The 16,385-nt window shown below is 55.7% G+C and carries 19 protein-coding genes; 7 read left to right on the top strand and 12 right to left on the bottom strand.

From position 1 onward, the window contains the following. A partial coding sequence (locus tag ACTG3T_RS11285) for a hypothetical protein (protein ID WP_439102375.1) occupies positions 1 to 337 on the bottom strand: 337 nt, incomplete at its 3' end. Between the two features lie 134 nt (positions 338 to 471). Next, on the bottom strand, positions 472 to 1,365 hold the full coding sequence (locus ACTG3T_RS11280) for an alpha/beta fold hydrolase (RefSeq protein WP_439102374.1): 894 nt from the start codon (positions 1,363 to 1,365) through the stop codon (positions 472 to 474). Positions 1,366 to 1,544: 179 nt separating this feature from the next. Here ACTG3T_RS11280 and ACTG3T_RS11275 point away from each other — a divergent pair, with 179 nt between their 5' ends. Next, a complete protein-coding gene (locus ACTG3T_RS11275) occupies positions 1,545 to 2,405 on the top strand; it encodes a lysophospholipid acyltransferase family protein (protein ID WP_439102373.1) in 861 nt (286 codons plus the stop codon). 286 nt (positions 2,406 to 2,691) lie between these two features. Continuing rightward, the gene (locus ACTG3T_RS11270) at positions 2,692 to 4,056 is read left to right on the top strand and encodes an aspartate aminotransferase family protein (RefSeq protein WP_439102372.1); all 1,365 of its coding nucleotides are present in this window, start codon (positions 2,692 to 2,694) and stop codon (positions 4,054 to 4,056) included. Here ACTG3T_RS11270 and ACTG3T_RS11265 read toward each other — a convergent pair. From ACTG3T_RS11265 to ACTG3T_RS11245, 5 genes are all read right to left on the bottom strand, one after another. Continuing rightward, entirely contained in the window at positions 4,053 to 4,766 is a 714-nt protein-coding gene (locus ACTG3T_RS11265) for a DNA-3-methyladenine glycosylase I (protein WP_439102371.1), read from the bottom strand. The genes ACTG3T_RS11270 and ACTG3T_RS11265 overlap by 4 nt on opposite strands. A 15-nt stretch (positions 4,767 to 4,781) precedes the next feature. Then, entirely contained in the window at positions 4,782 to 5,294 is a 513-nt protein-coding gene (locus ACTG3T_RS11260; protein WP_439102370.1) for a VOC family protein, read from the bottom strand. Positions 5,295 to 5,422: 128 nt separating this feature from the next. Continuing rightward, the gene (locus ACTG3T_RS11255; protein ID WP_439102369.1) at positions 5,423 to 6,976 is read right to left on the bottom strand and encodes a parallel beta-helix domain-containing protein; all 1,554 of its coding nucleotides are present in this window, start codon (positions 6,974 to 6,976) and stop codon (positions 5,423 to 5,425) included. Further along, entirely contained in the window at positions 6,973 to 8,361 is a 1,389-nt protein-coding gene (locus ACTG3T_RS11250; protein WP_439102368.1) for a cytochrome-c peroxidase, read from the bottom strand. The genes ACTG3T_RS11255 and ACTG3T_RS11250 overlap by 4 nt, the downstream gene beginning before the upstream one ends. Further along, the gene (locus ACTG3T_RS11245; RefSeq protein ID WP_439102367.1) at positions 8,358 to 8,999 is read right to left on the bottom strand and encodes a c-type cytochrome; all 642 of its coding nucleotides are present in this window, start codon (positions 8,997 to 8,999) and stop codon (positions 8,358 to 8,360) included. Before ACTG3T_RS11245 ends, ACTG3T_RS11250 begins: the two co-directional genes overlap by 4 nt. A gap of 254 nt (positions 9,000 to 9,253) precedes the next feature. Here ACTG3T_RS11245 and ACTG3T_RS11240 point away from each other — a divergent pair, with 254 nt between their 5' ends. Continuing rightward, positions 9,254 to 10,039 (top strand): DUF4395 family protein, encoded by a 786-nt coding sequence (locus ACTG3T_RS11240; protein ID WP_439102366.1) that lies wholly within the window; start codon positions 9,254 to 9,256, stop codon positions 10,037 to 10,039. Between the two features lie 30 nt (positions 10,040 to 10,069). Beyond that, complete coding sequence (locus ACTG3T_RS11235) at positions 10,070 to 10,591, top strand: TlpA family protein disulfide reductase (RefSeq protein WP_439102365.1); 522 nt, start codon at positions 10,070 to 10,072, stop codon at positions 10,589 to 10,591. A gap of 66 nt (positions 10,592 to 10,657) precedes the next feature. Here the strand turns inward: ACTG3T_RS11235 and ACTG3T_RS11230 are convergent, their stop codons facing one another. Together ACTG3T_RS11230 and ACTG3T_RS11225 are read right to left on the bottom strand one after the other, a co-directional pair. Further along, on the bottom strand, positions 10,658 to 11,713 hold the full coding sequence (locus ACTG3T_RS11230; protein WP_439102364.1) for a helix-turn-helix domain-containing protein: 1,056 nt from the start codon (positions 11,711 to 11,713) through the stop codon (positions 10,658 to 10,660). A gap of 175 nt (positions 11,714 to 11,888) precedes the next feature. Further along, complete coding sequence (locus tag ACTG3T_RS11225; RefSeq protein WP_439102363.1) at positions 11,889 to 12,086, bottom strand: hypothetical protein; 198 nt, start codon at positions 12,084 to 12,086, stop codon at positions 11,889 to 11,891. Positions 12,087 to 12,298: 212 nt separating this feature from the next. On the opposite strand from ACTG3T_RS11225, the gene ACTG3T_RS11220 reads away from it, so the two are divergent. The 3 genes from ACTG3T_RS11220 (at position 12,299) to ACTG3T_RS11210 (ending at position 14,733) form a co-directional block, all read left to right on the top strand. Beyond that, complete coding sequence (locus ACTG3T_RS11220; RefSeq protein ID WP_439102362.1) at positions 12,299 to 13,240, top strand: 2-hydroxyacid dehydrogenase; 942 nt, start codon at positions 12,299 to 12,301, stop codon at positions 13,238 to 13,240. An 89-nt stretch (positions 13,241 to 13,329) separates the two neighbouring features. Beyond that, on the top strand, positions 13,330 to 13,764 hold the full coding sequence (locus tag ACTG3T_RS11215) for a hypothetical protein (protein WP_439102361.1): 435 nt from the start codon (positions 13,330 to 13,332) through the stop codon (positions 13,762 to 13,764). A gap of 12 nt (positions 13,765 to 13,776) precedes the next feature. Then, positions 13,777 to 14,733 (top strand): ornithine cyclodeaminase family protein, encoded by a 957-nt coding sequence (locus ACTG3T_RS11210; RefSeq protein WP_439102360.1) that lies wholly within the window; start codon positions 13,777 to 13,779, stop codon positions 14,731 to 14,733. A 124-nt stretch (positions 14,734 to 14,857) separates the two neighbouring features. Here the strand turns inward: ACTG3T_RS11210 and hepT are convergent, their stop codons facing one another. The 3 genes from hepT to ACTG3T_RS11195 all read right to left on the bottom strand — a co-directional run bounded on the left by hepT (position 14,858) and on the right by ACTG3T_RS11195 (position 16,258). Beyond that, the gene (hepT, locus tag ACTG3T_RS11205; protein ID WP_439102359.1) at positions 14,858 to 15,271 is read right to left on the bottom strand and encodes a type VII toxin-antitoxin system HepT family RNase toxin; all 414 of its coding nucleotides are present in this window, start codon (positions 15,269 to 15,271) and stop codon (positions 14,858 to 14,860) included. Next, positions 15,259 to 15,645 carry a type VII toxin-antitoxin system MntA family adenylyltransferase antitoxin gene (gene mntA, locus ACTG3T_RS11200; RefSeq protein ID WP_439102358.1) on the bottom strand — a complete coding sequence of 129 codons (387 nt, stop codon included), beginning with the start codon at positions 15,643 to 15,645 and terminating at the stop codon, positions 15,259 to 15,261. Before mntA ends, hepT begins: the two co-directional genes overlap by 13 nt. Before the next feature lie 346 nt (positions 15,646 to 15,991). Further along, the gene (locus ACTG3T_RS11195; protein ID WP_439102357.1) at positions 15,992 to 16,258 is read right to left on the bottom strand and encodes an IS1096 element passenger TnpR family protein; all 267 of its coding nucleotides are present in this window, start codon (positions 16,256 to 16,258) and stop codon (positions 15,992 to 15,994) included. Positions 16,259 to 16,385: the final 127 nt, after the last annotated feature.

Here is a 16,385-nt window from a genome sequence, read left to right as displayed (position 1 = left end):
GGTAGGCCGCGGTAAAGCTCACATCGGAAACACTGCGGTCAAGGGATTTTGAATGCTCCAGGGATTTCGGCTGCGTTGCCCTAAGCGTCTGTCGCAGGCCCTGCATCGCCTGCCTGCGGTGACCCTCGACATTCGCGGGCGCACCGTCAGCGCGAAAAAACTCGTCTTCGGAAAAACTGTAATAAGGTACTAAACGGGCAAGTCGGCGGGACCATTTTGCGTGTCCGCGAAGCGATGGGTGCTTGGCCCTGGAAAGGCGCAATCGGACAAAAGATTTGTGGGCAATGAAGCCGCCCAGGAGGGCAACCAGAACATACGAGGCTATGCCGTCGAGCATGAGCTACCTTTCGCTGCGCCCCACGAAGACGCAGGACGCCAATTGGTTTCAGCGAAGTTAATTGCTGCTCATGACGGAAACATTAAGGATTTACGAAGAATTTGTTGCAGCACTGGTTCGCGGCGCGGAATCAGCTATGCAGCATCGTGCTTCGCCAGCCAATCCAACAACAGGGCATTCACACGCTCCGGGCGCTCCCTGTGGAGGAAGTGGCCCGCATCGGGAACCTGGACGACACTGAGGCCCCTAGGAAAATCCATCTCGCGCATCATGGCCGAGAAAACCTCAGCGGCTATACAGCCTTCGTTTTTGCCCGTGATCCCCAGTGTGGGCACGTCGATAGGCCAGGGCTTGCTCCCGTCATAGGATTTGCGCCCGCGGATCGAATCCATACCCACCGCAGCCCGGTAGTAGCCCAGGGCGCTTTCCACTACCCCCGGGGCGCTAAAGGCGGCCCCCACCTCCTGGAACTCCTCTTCATCGAAGTCCCAACCGGGACTCCAGGTTTGCCAAAGCCAGCGAAGGAACGCGAAATCCTTACGCTTAATCACGTGCTCGGCAATGCCCGGCACCTGAAAAAACAGGATATACCAGGACATTCGAAGCTGTTTCGGGTGTTTATCAATCTCCGCCAAAAAACGACCCCCGTGGGGAACCGCCATGGTGGTGAGACTCAACAGTTGCTCCGGCGCGGCCATAGCCGTGGTGTAGGCAATAGAAGCGCCCCAGTCATGACCCACAAGATGCGCAGGCGCCCCGCCCAATTCCTCGATCCACGCCAGCACATCGCCCGCCAGTGCTTCTGAGGAGTAGTCGCCGTCTTCCGGCTGCGACTGGGGCTCGTAACCTCGGGTTGCCGGAGCGACAACACGATAGCCTGCATCCGCAAGCACGGCCATTTGCTCACCCCAGGTATCCAGGGTGTCTGGAAAGCCATGGAGAAGGAGTACGAGCGGCCCGCTACCTTGCTCGATGGCACTAAAACGCAGGTTTCCGTGAGCTAGGGTAATCCTTTTAGACTTTGTCACAGTGTTCTTCTTTGTTTTGGCTTAAACCTTGATCCTACAGAAAAGAAAATAGCCCCACAAAAGGGCGCTGCGCACTCGGGGTGCACATTGATGTCAGAAGCCGCCCCTCACACTGTCATTATTCTGTAGCATTTCGGTCATACCCTGCGGCGAATACGGTCCCGGAGGGAGTGTTCCCCATGTATGACTACGTCCGAGCGCAACCCTCCCTGTCCTATGCCCAGCCTTCGGATCCATGGCTGACCCGACGGTGCATTGCGTCGCTGGAGGTCTTGTTGGGTCGCCGCCGTATTGAAGCCATTTATCAAGAGCTGAAGCGTACGCCTTTCCACCAGACGACGTTCTTCCGCCAGGCGCTGGATGCGATCAATGTGCAGGTCGATATGGACACGACGCGTCTCTGGGATGTACCAAAAAACGGGCCTCTGGTGATTCTTGCCAATCACCCCTTCGGGATCGTGGATGGACTTATTCTTTGTGACATCGCGGCTCAGCTGCGATCGGATTTTCGCATCATGCTCAATGCGATGCTGTGCCAGGACGCGGATCTGGCACCGCACTTCCTGCCCATTGACTTCCAGGCCGACAAAGCCGCGTTGCAGAACAATATCCGATCCAAGAAGCTCGCCCTCGATGCGCTGAAAGACAATATTCCACTGCTTATCTTTCCCTCGGGTATGGTCTCGACCGCTGACAAATTTGGTTTTGGCCAGAGCCATGACGGTCCCTGGACCACCTTCGCAGCAAAACTGATCCAACAAAGTGAAGCGACGGTGCTGCCGGTGTATTTCCATGGCCAGAACAGTCGCAAGTTTCATGTGGCAAGCCACGTGGCCGAACCGCTGCGTATGGCAATGCTCATGCACGAAGCGCTAAAAAAACGCGGTGACACCATTCGCGTTGACCTTGGTGAGCCTCTCCCCTGGGAAGTCTTGTCCCGCTGCGACTCACGACAAGCACTCACTGAGTTCTTGTATTCCCACGTCAATCAAGAGGTACCGCTTCGCGCCTCTCAGTCAAAGTTCGCTATGTCCATGTAATGCTGCGCCAAGAATCGCGACCTGCATCCAAGGAACATCACTCGCGACGTAAAAACGTGTCGTGAAAAGCCGGTGGCCATCCACAGACAGCACCTTTCGAGAACTGATCTGGCACCGGCGGTGCGCTCGAACATCAAACGTTCTGCATATCCCCCAAAAGGGTGATTTCGCTGGCCAAGCGTTAGGAAGATAGTAGTCTCAGGTTGTTATAGAACGTTGCATTATCTGCGTGGTGTTTTTTATTCGTTAGTCGCCGGACGAGAGGGTCCTTCGCTGGAGTTAAGTCATGACAAGTATTGAGAAACCCCTGGACCATTCGGCATCCGGTCTGACGGACACCATCACCGCCACCGGCCTCGACGCGCACTGGATGGCCTACTCCGGTAACCGCCAGTTCAAGAAAGATCCGCGCATCATCGTTGCCGCCGATGGCATCTATTACATTGACGATAAAGGTCGTCGCATTATGGATGGCCTCTCGGGGTTGTGGACCTCGGGTCTCGGTCATAACCGCCCCGAGATCGCCGACGCCGTCAATCAGCAGCTGCGCACCCTGGACTACTCCCCCGCTTTTCAGTTTGCCCAGCCCAAGTCCTTCCAGCTCGCCGAGCGTCTTCGCACGCTCATGCCTGAAGATCTGGACTACGTGTTTTTTACAGGCTCGGGCTCGGAATCCGCGGACACCTCTCTGAAGATGGCACGGGCCTACTGGCGACTCAAAGGACAGCCGAGCAAAACGCGTCTCATTGGCCGCATCAAGGGCTATCACGGCGTGAACTTCGGCGGCATCTCCGTCGGCGGCATTGCTGCAAACCGCAAAATGTTCGGTCAGGGTCTGGAGGCCGATCACCTGTCCCATACCATGATTCCTGAAAACCGTTTTCAGCGGGGCATGCCTGAGCATGGTGCGCAGCTGGCGGATCAGCTCCTGGAAATGATTACCCTCCACGATGCCAGCAATATCGCCGCTGTTATTGTAGAACCCATGGCAGGATCAGCGGGTGTGCTGCCGCCACCGGTAGGCTATCTACAGCGCCTGCGGGACATATGCACCGAGCACAACATTCTGTTGATTTTTGACGAAGTGATCACCGCCTTTGGCCGCTGTGGTGCCATGACCGGGGCCGACGCCTTCGGTGTCGTGCCGGATATTCTTAACACTGCCAAACAGATAACTAATGGTGCGATTCCCATGGGTGCCGTGATTGCCCGCAAGGAAATCTACGACACCTTTATGCAGCAAGACGCACCGGAGCATCTGCTGGAGTTCTTCCACGGTTACACCTATTCGGCACATCCCGTTGCCTGCGCGGCTGCCCTCGCAACCCTCGACGTTCTGGAGCAGGAATCACTACCCGCCCGCGTCGCAGAAAAAGCGCCGCTTCTGGAGCAAGGCATGCATGCGCTTCGCGGAATATCGGGCATCGCTGATATCCGAAACTATGGCTTCGCCGCCGCCCTCACCCTGGAGGCAAAGCACGGCGATCCCACCCTGCGTCCCTTCGAAGTGGGCATGCGCATGTGGGAGAAGGGCTTCTACGTTCGCTACGGCGGCGACACGATTCAGCTTGGTCTGCCCTTTGTTATTCAGGATCAGGAAATAGAGCAGCTGTGCACGGCCCTGGGGGAAGCGGTGAAAGAAACCGCTTAGCGCTGAATACCGACGACGTTTTGTCCATAGCTGTAAGAAACAATACGACTCAGGGCTGATAGAGATCGACCCGACTGAGATTGAAGCTCGTTGAAAAAGTCCTGGGTGGCCTGAAGAGATTTTTTACTGCTGACTCCGCCGTCGATCACGCCGCGATTGCGGAGGAAGCCCTCTACGTCCTGAGTGAGAAGGAAGCTGTCGACGCCCAGCGCTCGCAGCGCGTAGGGCCCGGTGTTGCCGCCCAGGCGATGGCCGTGTTTTTTCAGGTATTGCCACAGGCCAATGATGTCTTCGGACGGCCAGTCGGCAACAAACCTCCCAAAATTTATGCCCTCACGACGCTCTGTCTCGGCAATCATCACGGCGTTTTCCCGTACCGTCTTTACCTTGGTAAAATTGCGAATGATGGCGGGATCTTTGGCTTTTCGCTCCAGCATGTCATCGGGCATCATCAATAGACGTTCAACATCGAACCCCCAGAAAACCTCTTCGAAGCTACCCCATTTCTGGTTAACCACTCGCCAGACAAAACCCGACTGAAAAACCTTGCGTGTGAACTCGGCCAGGTATCGGTCACTGGATAGCTTGCGTAACTTTGTCTTGCTCGAAGGCTTTGGCAACAAAGCATCAACAGCCGCCGGCCCGCCCTTGCGTTCGCAGGCAAGACCATAAATAACTTCAAAGCTCAGGGGATTTAATTGCTTCGGCATATGGAACGCTCCGCTCTAAAGAAACGCACCCCAGCGCTCGAGATGGACCTGGAGCAGCTCAATGCGCGTACCGTCGGGGTCAATGCAGGTCGCAACATCCGCCAGGCGCTCATAGCAGGATTGCGGGGGTGACAAGAATGACACGCCGTCTGCGGTCAGTGCCTGATAATCCGCTGCCAGGTCTTCTGTGACCAGGCATAGGCGCACCACGCCCAGATCCTTGTTCTCCAGTGGTTCCCGCTGATCAAGATCCACGAACTCCGTGAGATCGAGCTTGGGGAAACCATCATCCAGCTGCATGATGCAGGCGCGGCCCCGGGGCGCCGCCGGCAAACCAAGAGCCCTCGCACTCGCCTCATCCACCGTATTTTCCTGCTCCAGGCCTAGGTTCAAATAGGGGATAGCTGGAAGAAACGTGCTGAAACCGAGTTTCTGATAAAACGCGATGGAGGCATCAAGATCACTCACATTAATGTTGATGTGTCCCCAGGATCTTTTATGGCCATTACTAACTTCTCCGTGAAACAAGACCCGAACCTTAGAGCTCGAGCCCCATTATCACTTAAAAGTTAAGCAAAGCCTCACGACATTGCGCCAAAGGCCTTTTTTCCGGCAACATTCAAATCAGAGATCGCCAAAACCGAGTATCGAAGGTATTAGCGCGTCACTGACAGCATGTACTCAGCCACTGCCAGACGAGTCTCTTCATCCAGATAATCCTGCTTGGGCATTTCCGGATAGTCCTCGCGCTTCTTCACCGGCGCTGCAATATACTCCGCGAGGCCGTGGGGGTTTTCCATGTAAAGCGCCTGAATGATCTTCACCGGCGGCCCGATCATGCGACCTTCATAGGTGTGGCATCCCGCGCAAATCCCCAGGTAAGCAATCTTGCCGCGCTCGCCCGGCTCAATGACGCGCGGCTCTACGGGTGGCATCAGATAGTTGCCAATACTCGTCGTATTGGTGAAATCGCACTCGGCAAAGTCATCAATACCCGAATGGACATAACGATGACGATTGATGATGCAGCTCTCATTGCTCGGTCCAATGGCAAAAATGTCAGGATTCCCGGTCTTCAGATCAGCGAGCATAAGACCTTTGATCTCCGGAATAGTCTCGTAGCCATTGTTATGCATGGTGTTGTTGAGGATCATGAGTCGATCAGAATTTGGGTCGGCTTCGGGATCAACCGTCACATTAGTCAGCTCTGCCGCCGTATTGTGATCCACGGTCATGATGCCCACGGTTTTATTGTTAGTGATGATGTTGCCTTCGATCACCACATCGTCCGCGGCCATGATCATGATGCCGGTGCCGGCGGGAATGCCGCCTACGGTGGAACCCGGTGCACCGAAGTTCGGTGTGTTGTTATCCGAAATCCAATTGTTGCGGATGATGACGTCGTAGGTCGTCTTGATAGGCAGTCCGGGCGTAATAAAGGCCAGCACCCCTCCTGTGTTGTTGTACACGAAATTACTCTCGACAATGGCGTGGCGGCTATTCTCAATCTCGATACCCGCGACACTGTCAAAAACCTCGTTGTAGGCGACGTGAATGTTGTCACTCATACCCACGTAGATAGCCGCGTCTTCAATACCGGAAACCACGTTGTGCTCAACAACCCCATTGGTACCCAGCTGAGGAAAGATTCCGTAGACACCGGTGTCGACGATAATGTTGTCGCGAATTTCGAAGTTGTTCCCCGCCTGGCTCATGATCGCGTTGCCTTTGTACTTGGTGATCAAGAAGCCTTCCACAACGATGTTATTGCCGGAAAAGAGGATCGCGTCGTTGAGCGTACCTTCCCCATCGAGCGTTGCCCGCTCAGAACCTTCCACGATACCGATAAGGCGAATACCGTCTTTGTCGATGTACACCGTTTCGCTGTAGGTGCCCGGCATAACGTGGATAGTGGTGCCTGGCTCGGCCGCGATGACCGCCTCTTGAATCGACTCACCATCATTTACAGTCACGATCACGTCTGACATGGGCGGCCCGGCAACAAACTTACTGCTACCCTGGACCACAAATTCCCTGGCAGCCGCCACGTCTTCAGCGCTAGCGACCCCGGCCGTGCTGCCACCATAGGTAGCACCGCTGCCTGCGCTGGTGATCACCGGCGCTGCTCCACCGGTTTTTTTGCCTAACTGCAGCCCCCCTATAAAGGCGGCGGCTATTAATAGGACGGCAACTATTTTTCCTGTATTCATGATGATGCTCCCGGGGATTGTTCTAGGTGATCGCGCGAGCTGTGGACGATGGTCCTAGCGGTTTGCGACCTTTGCTTAGTGTCTTTCAGCGGCGATATGCCAATAGGTGGTAATCCGGAGGGAACCCGAGGGGGAATCACCGGTGTAAAACTTTCGTCGGTCAGGGCGTCCAAAAAATCCACCAGCCGGTCGAGTTCTTCATCGCTGAGGTTCGGCTCCCAGATGTGCCAGTGGATATGCATATCGACGCCGTCCGGCACGGCATGGCCTCGCCCCCCGGTATAAAACTCCACGGTCTCTCTTAGCGTTTCGAAGCGACCGGAGTGCATGTAGGGTGCGGTTTTGCCGATGTTTCGCAGCGTGGGCACTTTAAAGCCGCCCTTCATCTTGGGGGCATTCCAGACAGCCTCGGCGCCCACATCAAGGGGCAGACCTTCGGGCTCGGGAGAGCCGATCACCGCCACCTGCTGATTGGTAAAAAGAGGTGGCGTATGACACTCAGCGCACCGTGCTACAAAAGAACGAAACACGTTCATCCCCTCGATCTCCTTGTCCGTGAGCGCATCGTGATAGCCATGGGCATAGCGGTCATAGGGACTATTTAAGGAAATCAGCGACGTCTGGAATGCTGCCAAAGCAATATAAACCTGCTGCAGACTGATCTCGTCCAGTTCTCCCTGAGGGAAAGCCTGCCGAAACAATCGACGGTACTCTTCGCTGCCATGAAGTGTCGCGAGTAGCTGCGCAGGGTTATTACCCATCTCTTCGGGAGAGTACAGCGGCCCCTGGGCCTGCTCTTCTAGACTGTCCGCTCGGGCATCCCAAAACAGATTTTTTAGAAAGGCCACATTCCAGAGCGTGGGCGAAGATCGCTTAACTTCGTGACCCGCAACACCCACAGCCCTCGCACGGCCATCACTAAACCCCAGCTCAGGATGGTGACAGCTGGCACAAGACGTTGAGCCGTCCCCGGACAGCGCGGGATCAAAGAAGAGATAGCGACCAAGATCTATTTGCTCAGCACGAAAGCCATCCCGATGCGCTGGTAACGCTGTTTGCGTGCCACCGACTCCCTGATTTTGCAGGGAGTCGTAGAACTGATACATGTTGCGAAGCTCACAGACCCCGGAGTCGGTCTTCTCAAAGCTCGGTGGGCAATGGTCGCTGAGTGTGATCGCCTCTTGCTGAGGATCCGCTCCGCGCTCCGCGGCTGATTCAAACGGCTCCACAGCAACGGTAATAACTGAAGCCTCAACATTGGCCGGAGCAGTTAAGGAAACCCGTTCGTTTGAACTGGAATTCATAACCGCCAAGCCCAGGAGCACTGTCATGCCCGTACCTGCCAGGAGGCTTTTGTACACAGATTTGCTTACTACGACAATCATTGCGACAGCAGGTACCCGATAACGTCGTTGAGATCTTTTTCTGTGCTCAACATAGTCGCCATCATTTGCATCTGCCTGCCAAGGCGGTCATCTTCGTGGGAGCCACGAACACCGGCAGCAAAATTCTCATACTGTCTGCGGAGGTAGTCGGCATCGAGGCCCGCCAAACGCGGCGCATTCATGCTCGGATTTCCCTTGCCGCCCGGACCATGGCAGGCGCCACAGGACGCGTTGTACTGCACCTCACCATTGCGTTGGTCATGCTCAATAGCGGCAGTCGGCGCTGCGGAGGGAAAGCTCTCTATATAGGCAACCACATTGGCCACCGCTGCCTCATCCGCGAGGATCGCCGCCATGCCCTGCATTTGCTTGCCAAGGAGGTCCCGGGGGTCGTTGCCACGGATACCGGCCTTGAAATTGCTAAGCTGACGCTTCAAATAGTCGCCATCCTGTCCTGCCAGAGCGGGGGCATTCATGGCCGCGACGCCAGCGCCATCGGCGCCGTGGCAGGTAACGCAGGACGCGTACAGCGCCTCTCCCGCGGCAATGTCAGCAGCCAACGGGGTGGGCGAAAAAGAGGCATTAAACAGGCCCAGGACGGCGACTACCGTCCGGACAACAGCTCGGCTGTGCGTCATTGTTTTTATCTCTGCCGCAGTAAAACGCGGACTCATTATCCGAAAGAACGGCCATTGTCGTCTTTTTGACGGGCAAATCTTCCTGATTTCAGAAATCCGTCAGCATTTCGGCACTGTTTTTTCAAAAAACAGCACCGAAACGCCAATTTTAGCGAGATACGGTAGCCACTGAGCGGTTTCCGTGAGGATTAGCCCTGGCGAGCCCATCGGTAGTATATTAAGAAAATCTAATATCATCCGGGGATTGATTGACCATGACTGAGAAGATGACCTTTCAGCAACGGGGCCTGTTTCAACAGGGATATCAGGAATACAGCCCTGACCAGCTCAAGCAGCTGGAGTGGGGCCTGAGATTCACCCCCTTCGTATGCTCCGCCATCACCGCCTACGGTCTTTTTACCGCCCAACCCATGGTGCTGTTTGCGGTCTCGATACTTGGCATCTGGGCATTTCTCGCCCCGGCTGCGCACCCTATGGATCTCCTTTACAACCATGCCGTGCGCCATTTCATAAAAGCAGTACCGCTTCCGGAAAACCCCTTTCAGCGACGCCTGGCCTGTCTTGCTGCCGGCGTGATGAACTTTGTCGCAGCCCTGCTGTTCACCGCTAACCTCCCTGGCGCGGCACTGGGCGTCGGTGCGGCGCTCCTGGTACTTCAGGCAATCGTAATCTTCACCCATTTCTGCGTTCTGTCCTGGATGTACGAGGGGCTTATGCGCCTGTTGGGAAAATGGAACGCGCCCATCACTCTTGATCAGGCCGAAACGCTGCTTTGCGATGGCGCCCAGCTAGTTGATGTACGCAGCGCCAATGAATTTGCACGGGATGCGCTGCCCGGGGCAAAAAATCTACCCGCTGAACACATTGAACAGCACTGCGAGGGGCTAAAAGATGGCGTTCACCTTCTCTACTGCGCAAGTGGAGCTCGCAGTCAGCTAGCCACGGAAAAACTCCGCGCTGCAGGTCTCACCTCAGTCTATGACCTGGGTGGCCAATCCCGTGCTTCGGCCGTGGCCAAAAGCTTGCGGGATGAGGCATGACCGGGTCACCGGCAGGAGGGCTGGCACGCCATGGCAGACGCTGAAAGGGATCAGGAGAAACCGTCGCCACGTCGAAAATGGCGGCGCAGAGCCGTCGAGTCACTTTTTTTTGCCTCCCTGTTCTACGGGGTACTGACCTGGCAGACCCGGGAAATGCTACCCCCCGATGGTTCAACAAATATTCCGCCGTTTTCACTTAAGAGTTTGGACAAGGCCACGCTATCGGTGGCGCCAGACCCCCGGCGGGAAACCCTCATCTACTTCTTTGCCCCCTGGTGCGGAATCTGCCGCGCCACCGTCGGCCACTTGAAAGTAGTGGACCCTGACACCACTCAGCTCATCGTTATTGCACTGGACTATGCCAGTACCGATGCCGTGCGAGAATTCGTCGAGGACACCGGACTCAGTCAAAGGGTTCTTTTGGGTACCGAGGCCACGCGAAACCTCTTCAGCGTTCAGGGGTACCCGACCTACTACACGCTCGATAGCGACTTCCGCGTCACCGGACGGGCCATGGGTGCACTCACAGCGATAGGCCTGCGCCTTCGCTGAAGCCAGAGCCTTCACCTGTACAGATCTCACCTCGATCATCGATTTGTTGACCTGCCTGCAAAACCCCTAGCAGGCCTCTTCAAGGGCTTGCCGGTGCGCTTTTCGCCAGGCCGTCGGCGTCTGGCCCTGCATCTCTCTAAACGATTTATTAAAAGAGCTTAGTGACCGAAAACCGGCATCCATGGCGATGGTCAGCACCGGCAGATGATCTTCCCGAGGGTTCGACAGCCTTTTCGCCGTCTCGCGAATGCGATAGCTGTTCAAAAAATCACTGAAGTTACGATGCCCGAGAGCGCCGTTGATGGTGCGCCGCAAGCGGTACTCGGGAACCTCCAGCTTCTGAGCCAGTGCGCCAATGCTAAGACCCATCTCCCGCCAAACGCCCTCATCTTCCATAAATTTTTGCAGCCGTTTGGCTAGTTCCGTATCTACGGAAATATCGGCGGAAGGATTTGCAACCGGACTGACATACTCGGACAGCACCTCCGGCTCTTTCGTCGCAAAAAGCACCCCGGGGCGGTATTGAAGCAGCGCCCCATTGACGGCCAACAGGAGTGCCGCAGGGGGCACATACTCGAGGATGTACAGCCAGGGCGCACCGGTAAACAGCACCTCCCGGGACAATATCAGGATGAAGAGATAACTGCCGTTTACGCCCACAAACCACAAGCGCAGTCGGCGACGAGTCTCCACCAGATCCGTTCGCCAATGCCGCACGATCACCCACAGGGTGAGTGCCAAAATCACAAACTCCAGCAACTGGGGCAGACCCATGAATAGCCATCCCCATTCATTCACTGACAGCAGCGCGCCCAGCAAAGGCATAAATATTGTGAATTTCACTAGGGATAGCTGCCAGGCCCGCATACGAAATCGATCATCAAAAATGCTGAGACTCAGCAGCCAGAAAAGACCGGGGGTTGCGGTCTGGAGCGTGCTCGCGAGGAGCGAAAGAGGTGTATTTCGCAGTACCGGGGTCAGTAGGTAGCCCACGATGGCCAGCATGAAAAGTGCAAAAAGCTTCTCACTGGTCCCCCACCGCGGTTGGCGCGCCAACAGCAGCAAACACAGGAACACCTGGGAAAGGCTAAAGCCGATAGCGCCGATGAGTAGGTCTGGCATGAACGTCCTTCTGTCGGAAGCGCATCATAACAAGACGTCAGCCGGAGGTATGCGATACGACGAGCACTCATGGACGCGCTGCCTGACACTCAGACAGACAACTCAACTACCTTCGTTATCGGACGCCCCAAATGCGTTGACCCTTGACCCGTGGCCCTTGGACGAGAGTGGCGAACTAGTCGTCGTCTTTCGCCGAGAGATCGATCTTTTCACCATTGGCGGCATACCACTCTTCCCATTCCCAGGGGGTCATGGTGCGCGGAGTGGCTCCTGACATGGCCCGACGGAGCGCTTTGGCCCGCAATGAATTGTCGGTGCGGCGAGAATTATCGTTGAGAACGTTTTCAATGAGCTGCTGAGTTCGGGTTTTCATGTCTGATCTCTCATGTTGCTGACCGCGAAACAAGTCGGCGCGGTTGTTGTTATTACCAAAGATACGCAGCGCCCCGGGCGTCAGATCGATTGAATTTTTGCAGTGTTTCCTTTGTGTCGAAGTTTCGCACTGCGCTGATTGTCACTGATATGACAGCCTTGATCCGGCGCGTGGGGTAATCTTTGCGCAAAGCATAAAAGGAAGCATTGAGCATGTCCGCACCCATCATCGTTACAGCGCGTGAGTTCCCCGCCGGCATCAACGACCCCCTCAGCACCCTGGGCGAAGTACGTGTCTTCGACGCCAGCGCGCCCTCAGAAAGTCTTGAAGGTGCCACTGTCTGGTTGGGCACGGCAGTAGATCCGGTGTCCGCAGAATTGATCGCGAGCTTTCCGGACTCCCTGGGCCTTATCACCAATCTCGGCGTGGGCACGGACAACGTGGATCTCGTTGCGGCCCAGAACAAAGGCATCCTGGTCAGCAATACACCGGTGGTGACAGAAGATACGGCGGACCTCACCTTCGCCCTGCTGCTGGCTACCTGCCGTCGCGTCGGCGAAGCGGAGCGCGCCCTGCGCGCCGATGACTGGGCTGGCGGCGCGTCTCTCATGGGGCGACGTGTCCATGGCGCAAAGCTCGGCATCATAGGCTTTGGTGCCATCGGTCAGGCTGTGGCTCGTCGAGCGCAGGGCTTTGCCATGGACGTGAGCTATCACGGACCGCGGCGAAACAGCGATGCCGAGGAGGCAACGGGCGCAGCCTGGTGCGAATCACTGGATCGTCTCCTGAACGAATCCGACATTGTCTCTCTCAACTGCCCCCTCACCGAAGACACACGGCACATCCTCAACGCGAACTCACTCAAGCGAATGAAGTCCGAGGCCATACTCATTAACACGGGCCGCGGGCCTCTTGTGGACGAAGCCGCGTTAGTTGTCGCTCTACAGGCGGGGCAGCTGGCGGGTGCCGGACTGGATGTATTCGAATTTGAGCCCTCGGTGACTCCCGAACTCCTGGAGCTACCCAACGTCACTCTCTTGCCGCACATAGGCAGCGCGACGGGAGAGTGTCGCAGAGCCATGGTGGGAAGAGCATTCGCCAACGTTCAGACATTCCTGCAATCGGGCAAGGTGTTAGACCCCTGCACGCCCTGATTATGAACGCATTTGTTTATCTTGCTCCCGGGCCGACGTTAACTGTAGTTTAGAAATCGAACGAAGCTTTGGGCCCAGTGAGGCAATGAATGGACAGACAGCGACCTATCATCGGCATTTTTGGCATTGTTTTTGGTGCTACAGCGCTGCTCCTCGCGGTTATGCATTTCTGGGCGGGCTCTCTATCGCCGCAGCCACCCATCGAGACCACGGTCGCCGAAAAAGCGGTAGCGATCAAAAACGCCACCATCGCGGCACTCAAGGGAGAGGAACTGGAACAGGTTGCACCCGAGAGATCCTGGGATCTGGACAGAGTCACCACCATGGCGACGGGCCTTCTGGCGGGGTTGGGGTTCATACTGGGTGTGGTGAGCTACGCCATGCGTGAACCCACAAGAGTCGCCGTCGGTGGCGTGATACTCGGTGGTGCGGCCATGGCCTTTCAGTTTGCGGTGATCGCTATCGGCGCCATTTTCCTGGCCATTCTGATCGCGGCAGTGATCGGTGAGCTAGGCATCGAATAAGCAGGTAAGCCCATGGCATTAACACTGATCGACGCTTCTCAGGTGGAAGAACTACTGCCCATGGCTGACTGCATCCAGGTGATGCGCGACGCCATGATGGCCACCTCCGTTGGAAGACTGGAGATACCGCCGCGACAGTCCATTCCCGTGGGCGATGGCCACGCCATGCTGTTTATGCCAGGTTCCGCGAAGGAGCTGGGATTCTACGGCACCAAGCTAATCACTCTGCACAGCGACAACCCGTCAAAGGGTAAACCTGCAATACAGGGACTAATCACCCTGTTTGATTATGACACCGGCGAACCCGTAGCCATCATCGACGGCACCTCGGTCACCGGGCTGAGGACCGCGGCGGCATCAGGTCTTGCCACGGACCTGCTGGCCCGGGAGTCCTCCACATCTCTCGGCATCTACGGCTGCGGCTTGCAGGCCCGCACCCACATCGATGCCGTATGCGCTGTACGGCCCATTGAGAAAATCCTTGTGTGGGGCAGGAATGGCGCAAACACCGAGGCCTTCGTTGAGAAAGAAGCCGCTAGAACTGGTCTTGCGATACATGCCGTCAGTGATCCAGTGCAGGCTGCCGCTTGTGACATTTTATGTACAGTCACTGGCTCAGCCGATCCGATCCTGTTCGGCGACTGGGTCGCGCCCGGCACACACATCAACCTGGTGGGCTCCCACAGTCTCAACACCCGGGAAGCCGATAGCACGCTGATTCAACGATCACAGCTGTATATCGATTCCATGGAGTCGACCCGCAACGAGGGTGGAAACATCATGACCCCCATCAGCGAGGGTGTGATTGATGAAGGACATATCATCGGCGAAATCGGCCAGTTAGCAGCAGGCGATATTACGGGCCGAACGGATGACCATCAGGTGACGGTGTACAGCTCCCTGGGAGTCACCTCCCAGGACCTGTTTGCAGCAGTAAGCGTCTACAGGCGACTGCAGGAACGTCGATAAGGCATCCAAGGCCCTATTGATCGTCGCTGCCCGCAGTCCAGGCACGGCCGCCAGCCTAGGAGCCTCGGCTCGCTATACAATCAACGAATAACTGATTCCAGCAAGACTCGGCAGGCCAGCTTCATCACAAGGAGTAGCTGGTCACCTCTTCCACGAACCGACGAAAATCCGGCAAAGATTTTTGGCAGATTGCGAAAACAATTTCCCAGTTAATCGTGTCATAGTTATGCACCGCGACATTTCTAAAGCCGACAGCACTTCTCATGACTTCGCCGGTCGCTGCTGTAATCGCCCCAAGCTTGGTAAGCGTTGTGAAAACGTCGCCCATTGTTGCGGGAGCAGGCTCTTCGGTTTCACTAATGATATGGCTCCCTATGTCCACGCAGAGTTGCACGGCGCTGGAAATGTTGAGAACCAGAATATCCTGAATGTCAGGATCTTCGATGAGTTGATCAACATCTGTGGGCGTTTTTTCCGCCACTCGCTTTATACAGCGGCGCAGTGACTCTATTTTCTGTGCAAGTATCAGTGGATCCATGCCGCTCGTCTCTCGGCCAAGGTTCGTTGCTGCAAGGGCACAAAGTCCGCTTCATTGATCAGGTGTTTTGTGAGTAATCTTGCATAGCTTGGATTGTCTCCAAGCAGCCGCTTACCTTTCAACACCTGTCCAAGAACGGGTTCAGCCGCGTCATATAAATCAACGATGTCCACCGGGAGTCCGAACTCCGCGCCAATTAGCTCAATCAGTTCCAACTTGCGGCTCGATGATATCGGCCTATCTGCCAACAACGCCAGGTCAATGTCGCTAGCGGCGTCAGCATCGCCCGTCGCTTGTGAGCCAAAAAGCATAACCAATTTGAACTCACCATCCTTAGAGAGTATCCGCGCTAAAGTTTTATCGATTGTGTTCATTCGGGCATTGTAACTCAGCAGTATCTATGGGACTGATTATCGACTGAGAGTCTTAACCCATTACGGTTGGGATGGCATTATCAACCGAGTTTAGTGAAAACCGGTGCATCCCCCGTTAAGTGGGTAGAGCCAGTCGTTGGTACAAAGAGAGGAAAATGGTGGGCCGTGCTGGGTTCGAACCAGCGACCAATTGGTTAAAAGTCGGCCCGCCAATTTCCATGTGATTGATTTAAATTGACTTTTATCGGTGACGCCCGTTGCAAGTTGCACCGAAATGCACAACAAAGCAGGACTGATTCCGGCAAAAGTCCGGCAGTATCGAACTGTTGGATTACGACTAACTGTCCTACTCCGAGAAGGCCTTCTCCCACCGTTTGAGCGGATTATCGAAACGTACATTTTCCGGCTTGAACAACTCCGGCCCCCAGCCCTTTGGGATCCATTGACGCATCGAGTCATGTTCAGGGTCTGCGGTGTCAAACAGGATTGCTAATAGTGCCCTGTAACCATGGACACCACCACAATCCTCTAGAGGGCAAGCCCGCTCGCCGGCAATGCATTTAGGATAGCGCTGGCACCAGGGTTTCTCGCCAGAGTGGTGGAGAAATGCCAATTAGTTCTACCCGGATTTTGAGCAGGTCGCGTCGTTGATGCGTCATTGCATTTATTCTTTCAACTCATTACGACCAGTCATCTCGCGGATCATTGCATGGCCCGCGGGCGGCACTAAACTGAATATA

Origin of the sequence: Congregibacter sp. (genome assembly GCF_965660375.1) — a bacterium.
GTDB lineage: Bacteria > Pseudomonadota > Gammaproteobacteria > Pseudomonadales > Halieaceae > Congregibacter.
The sequence above is the reverse complement of the archived record's forward strand: the minus strand, read 5'-3'. Positions and strand labels throughout refer to the sequence as shown.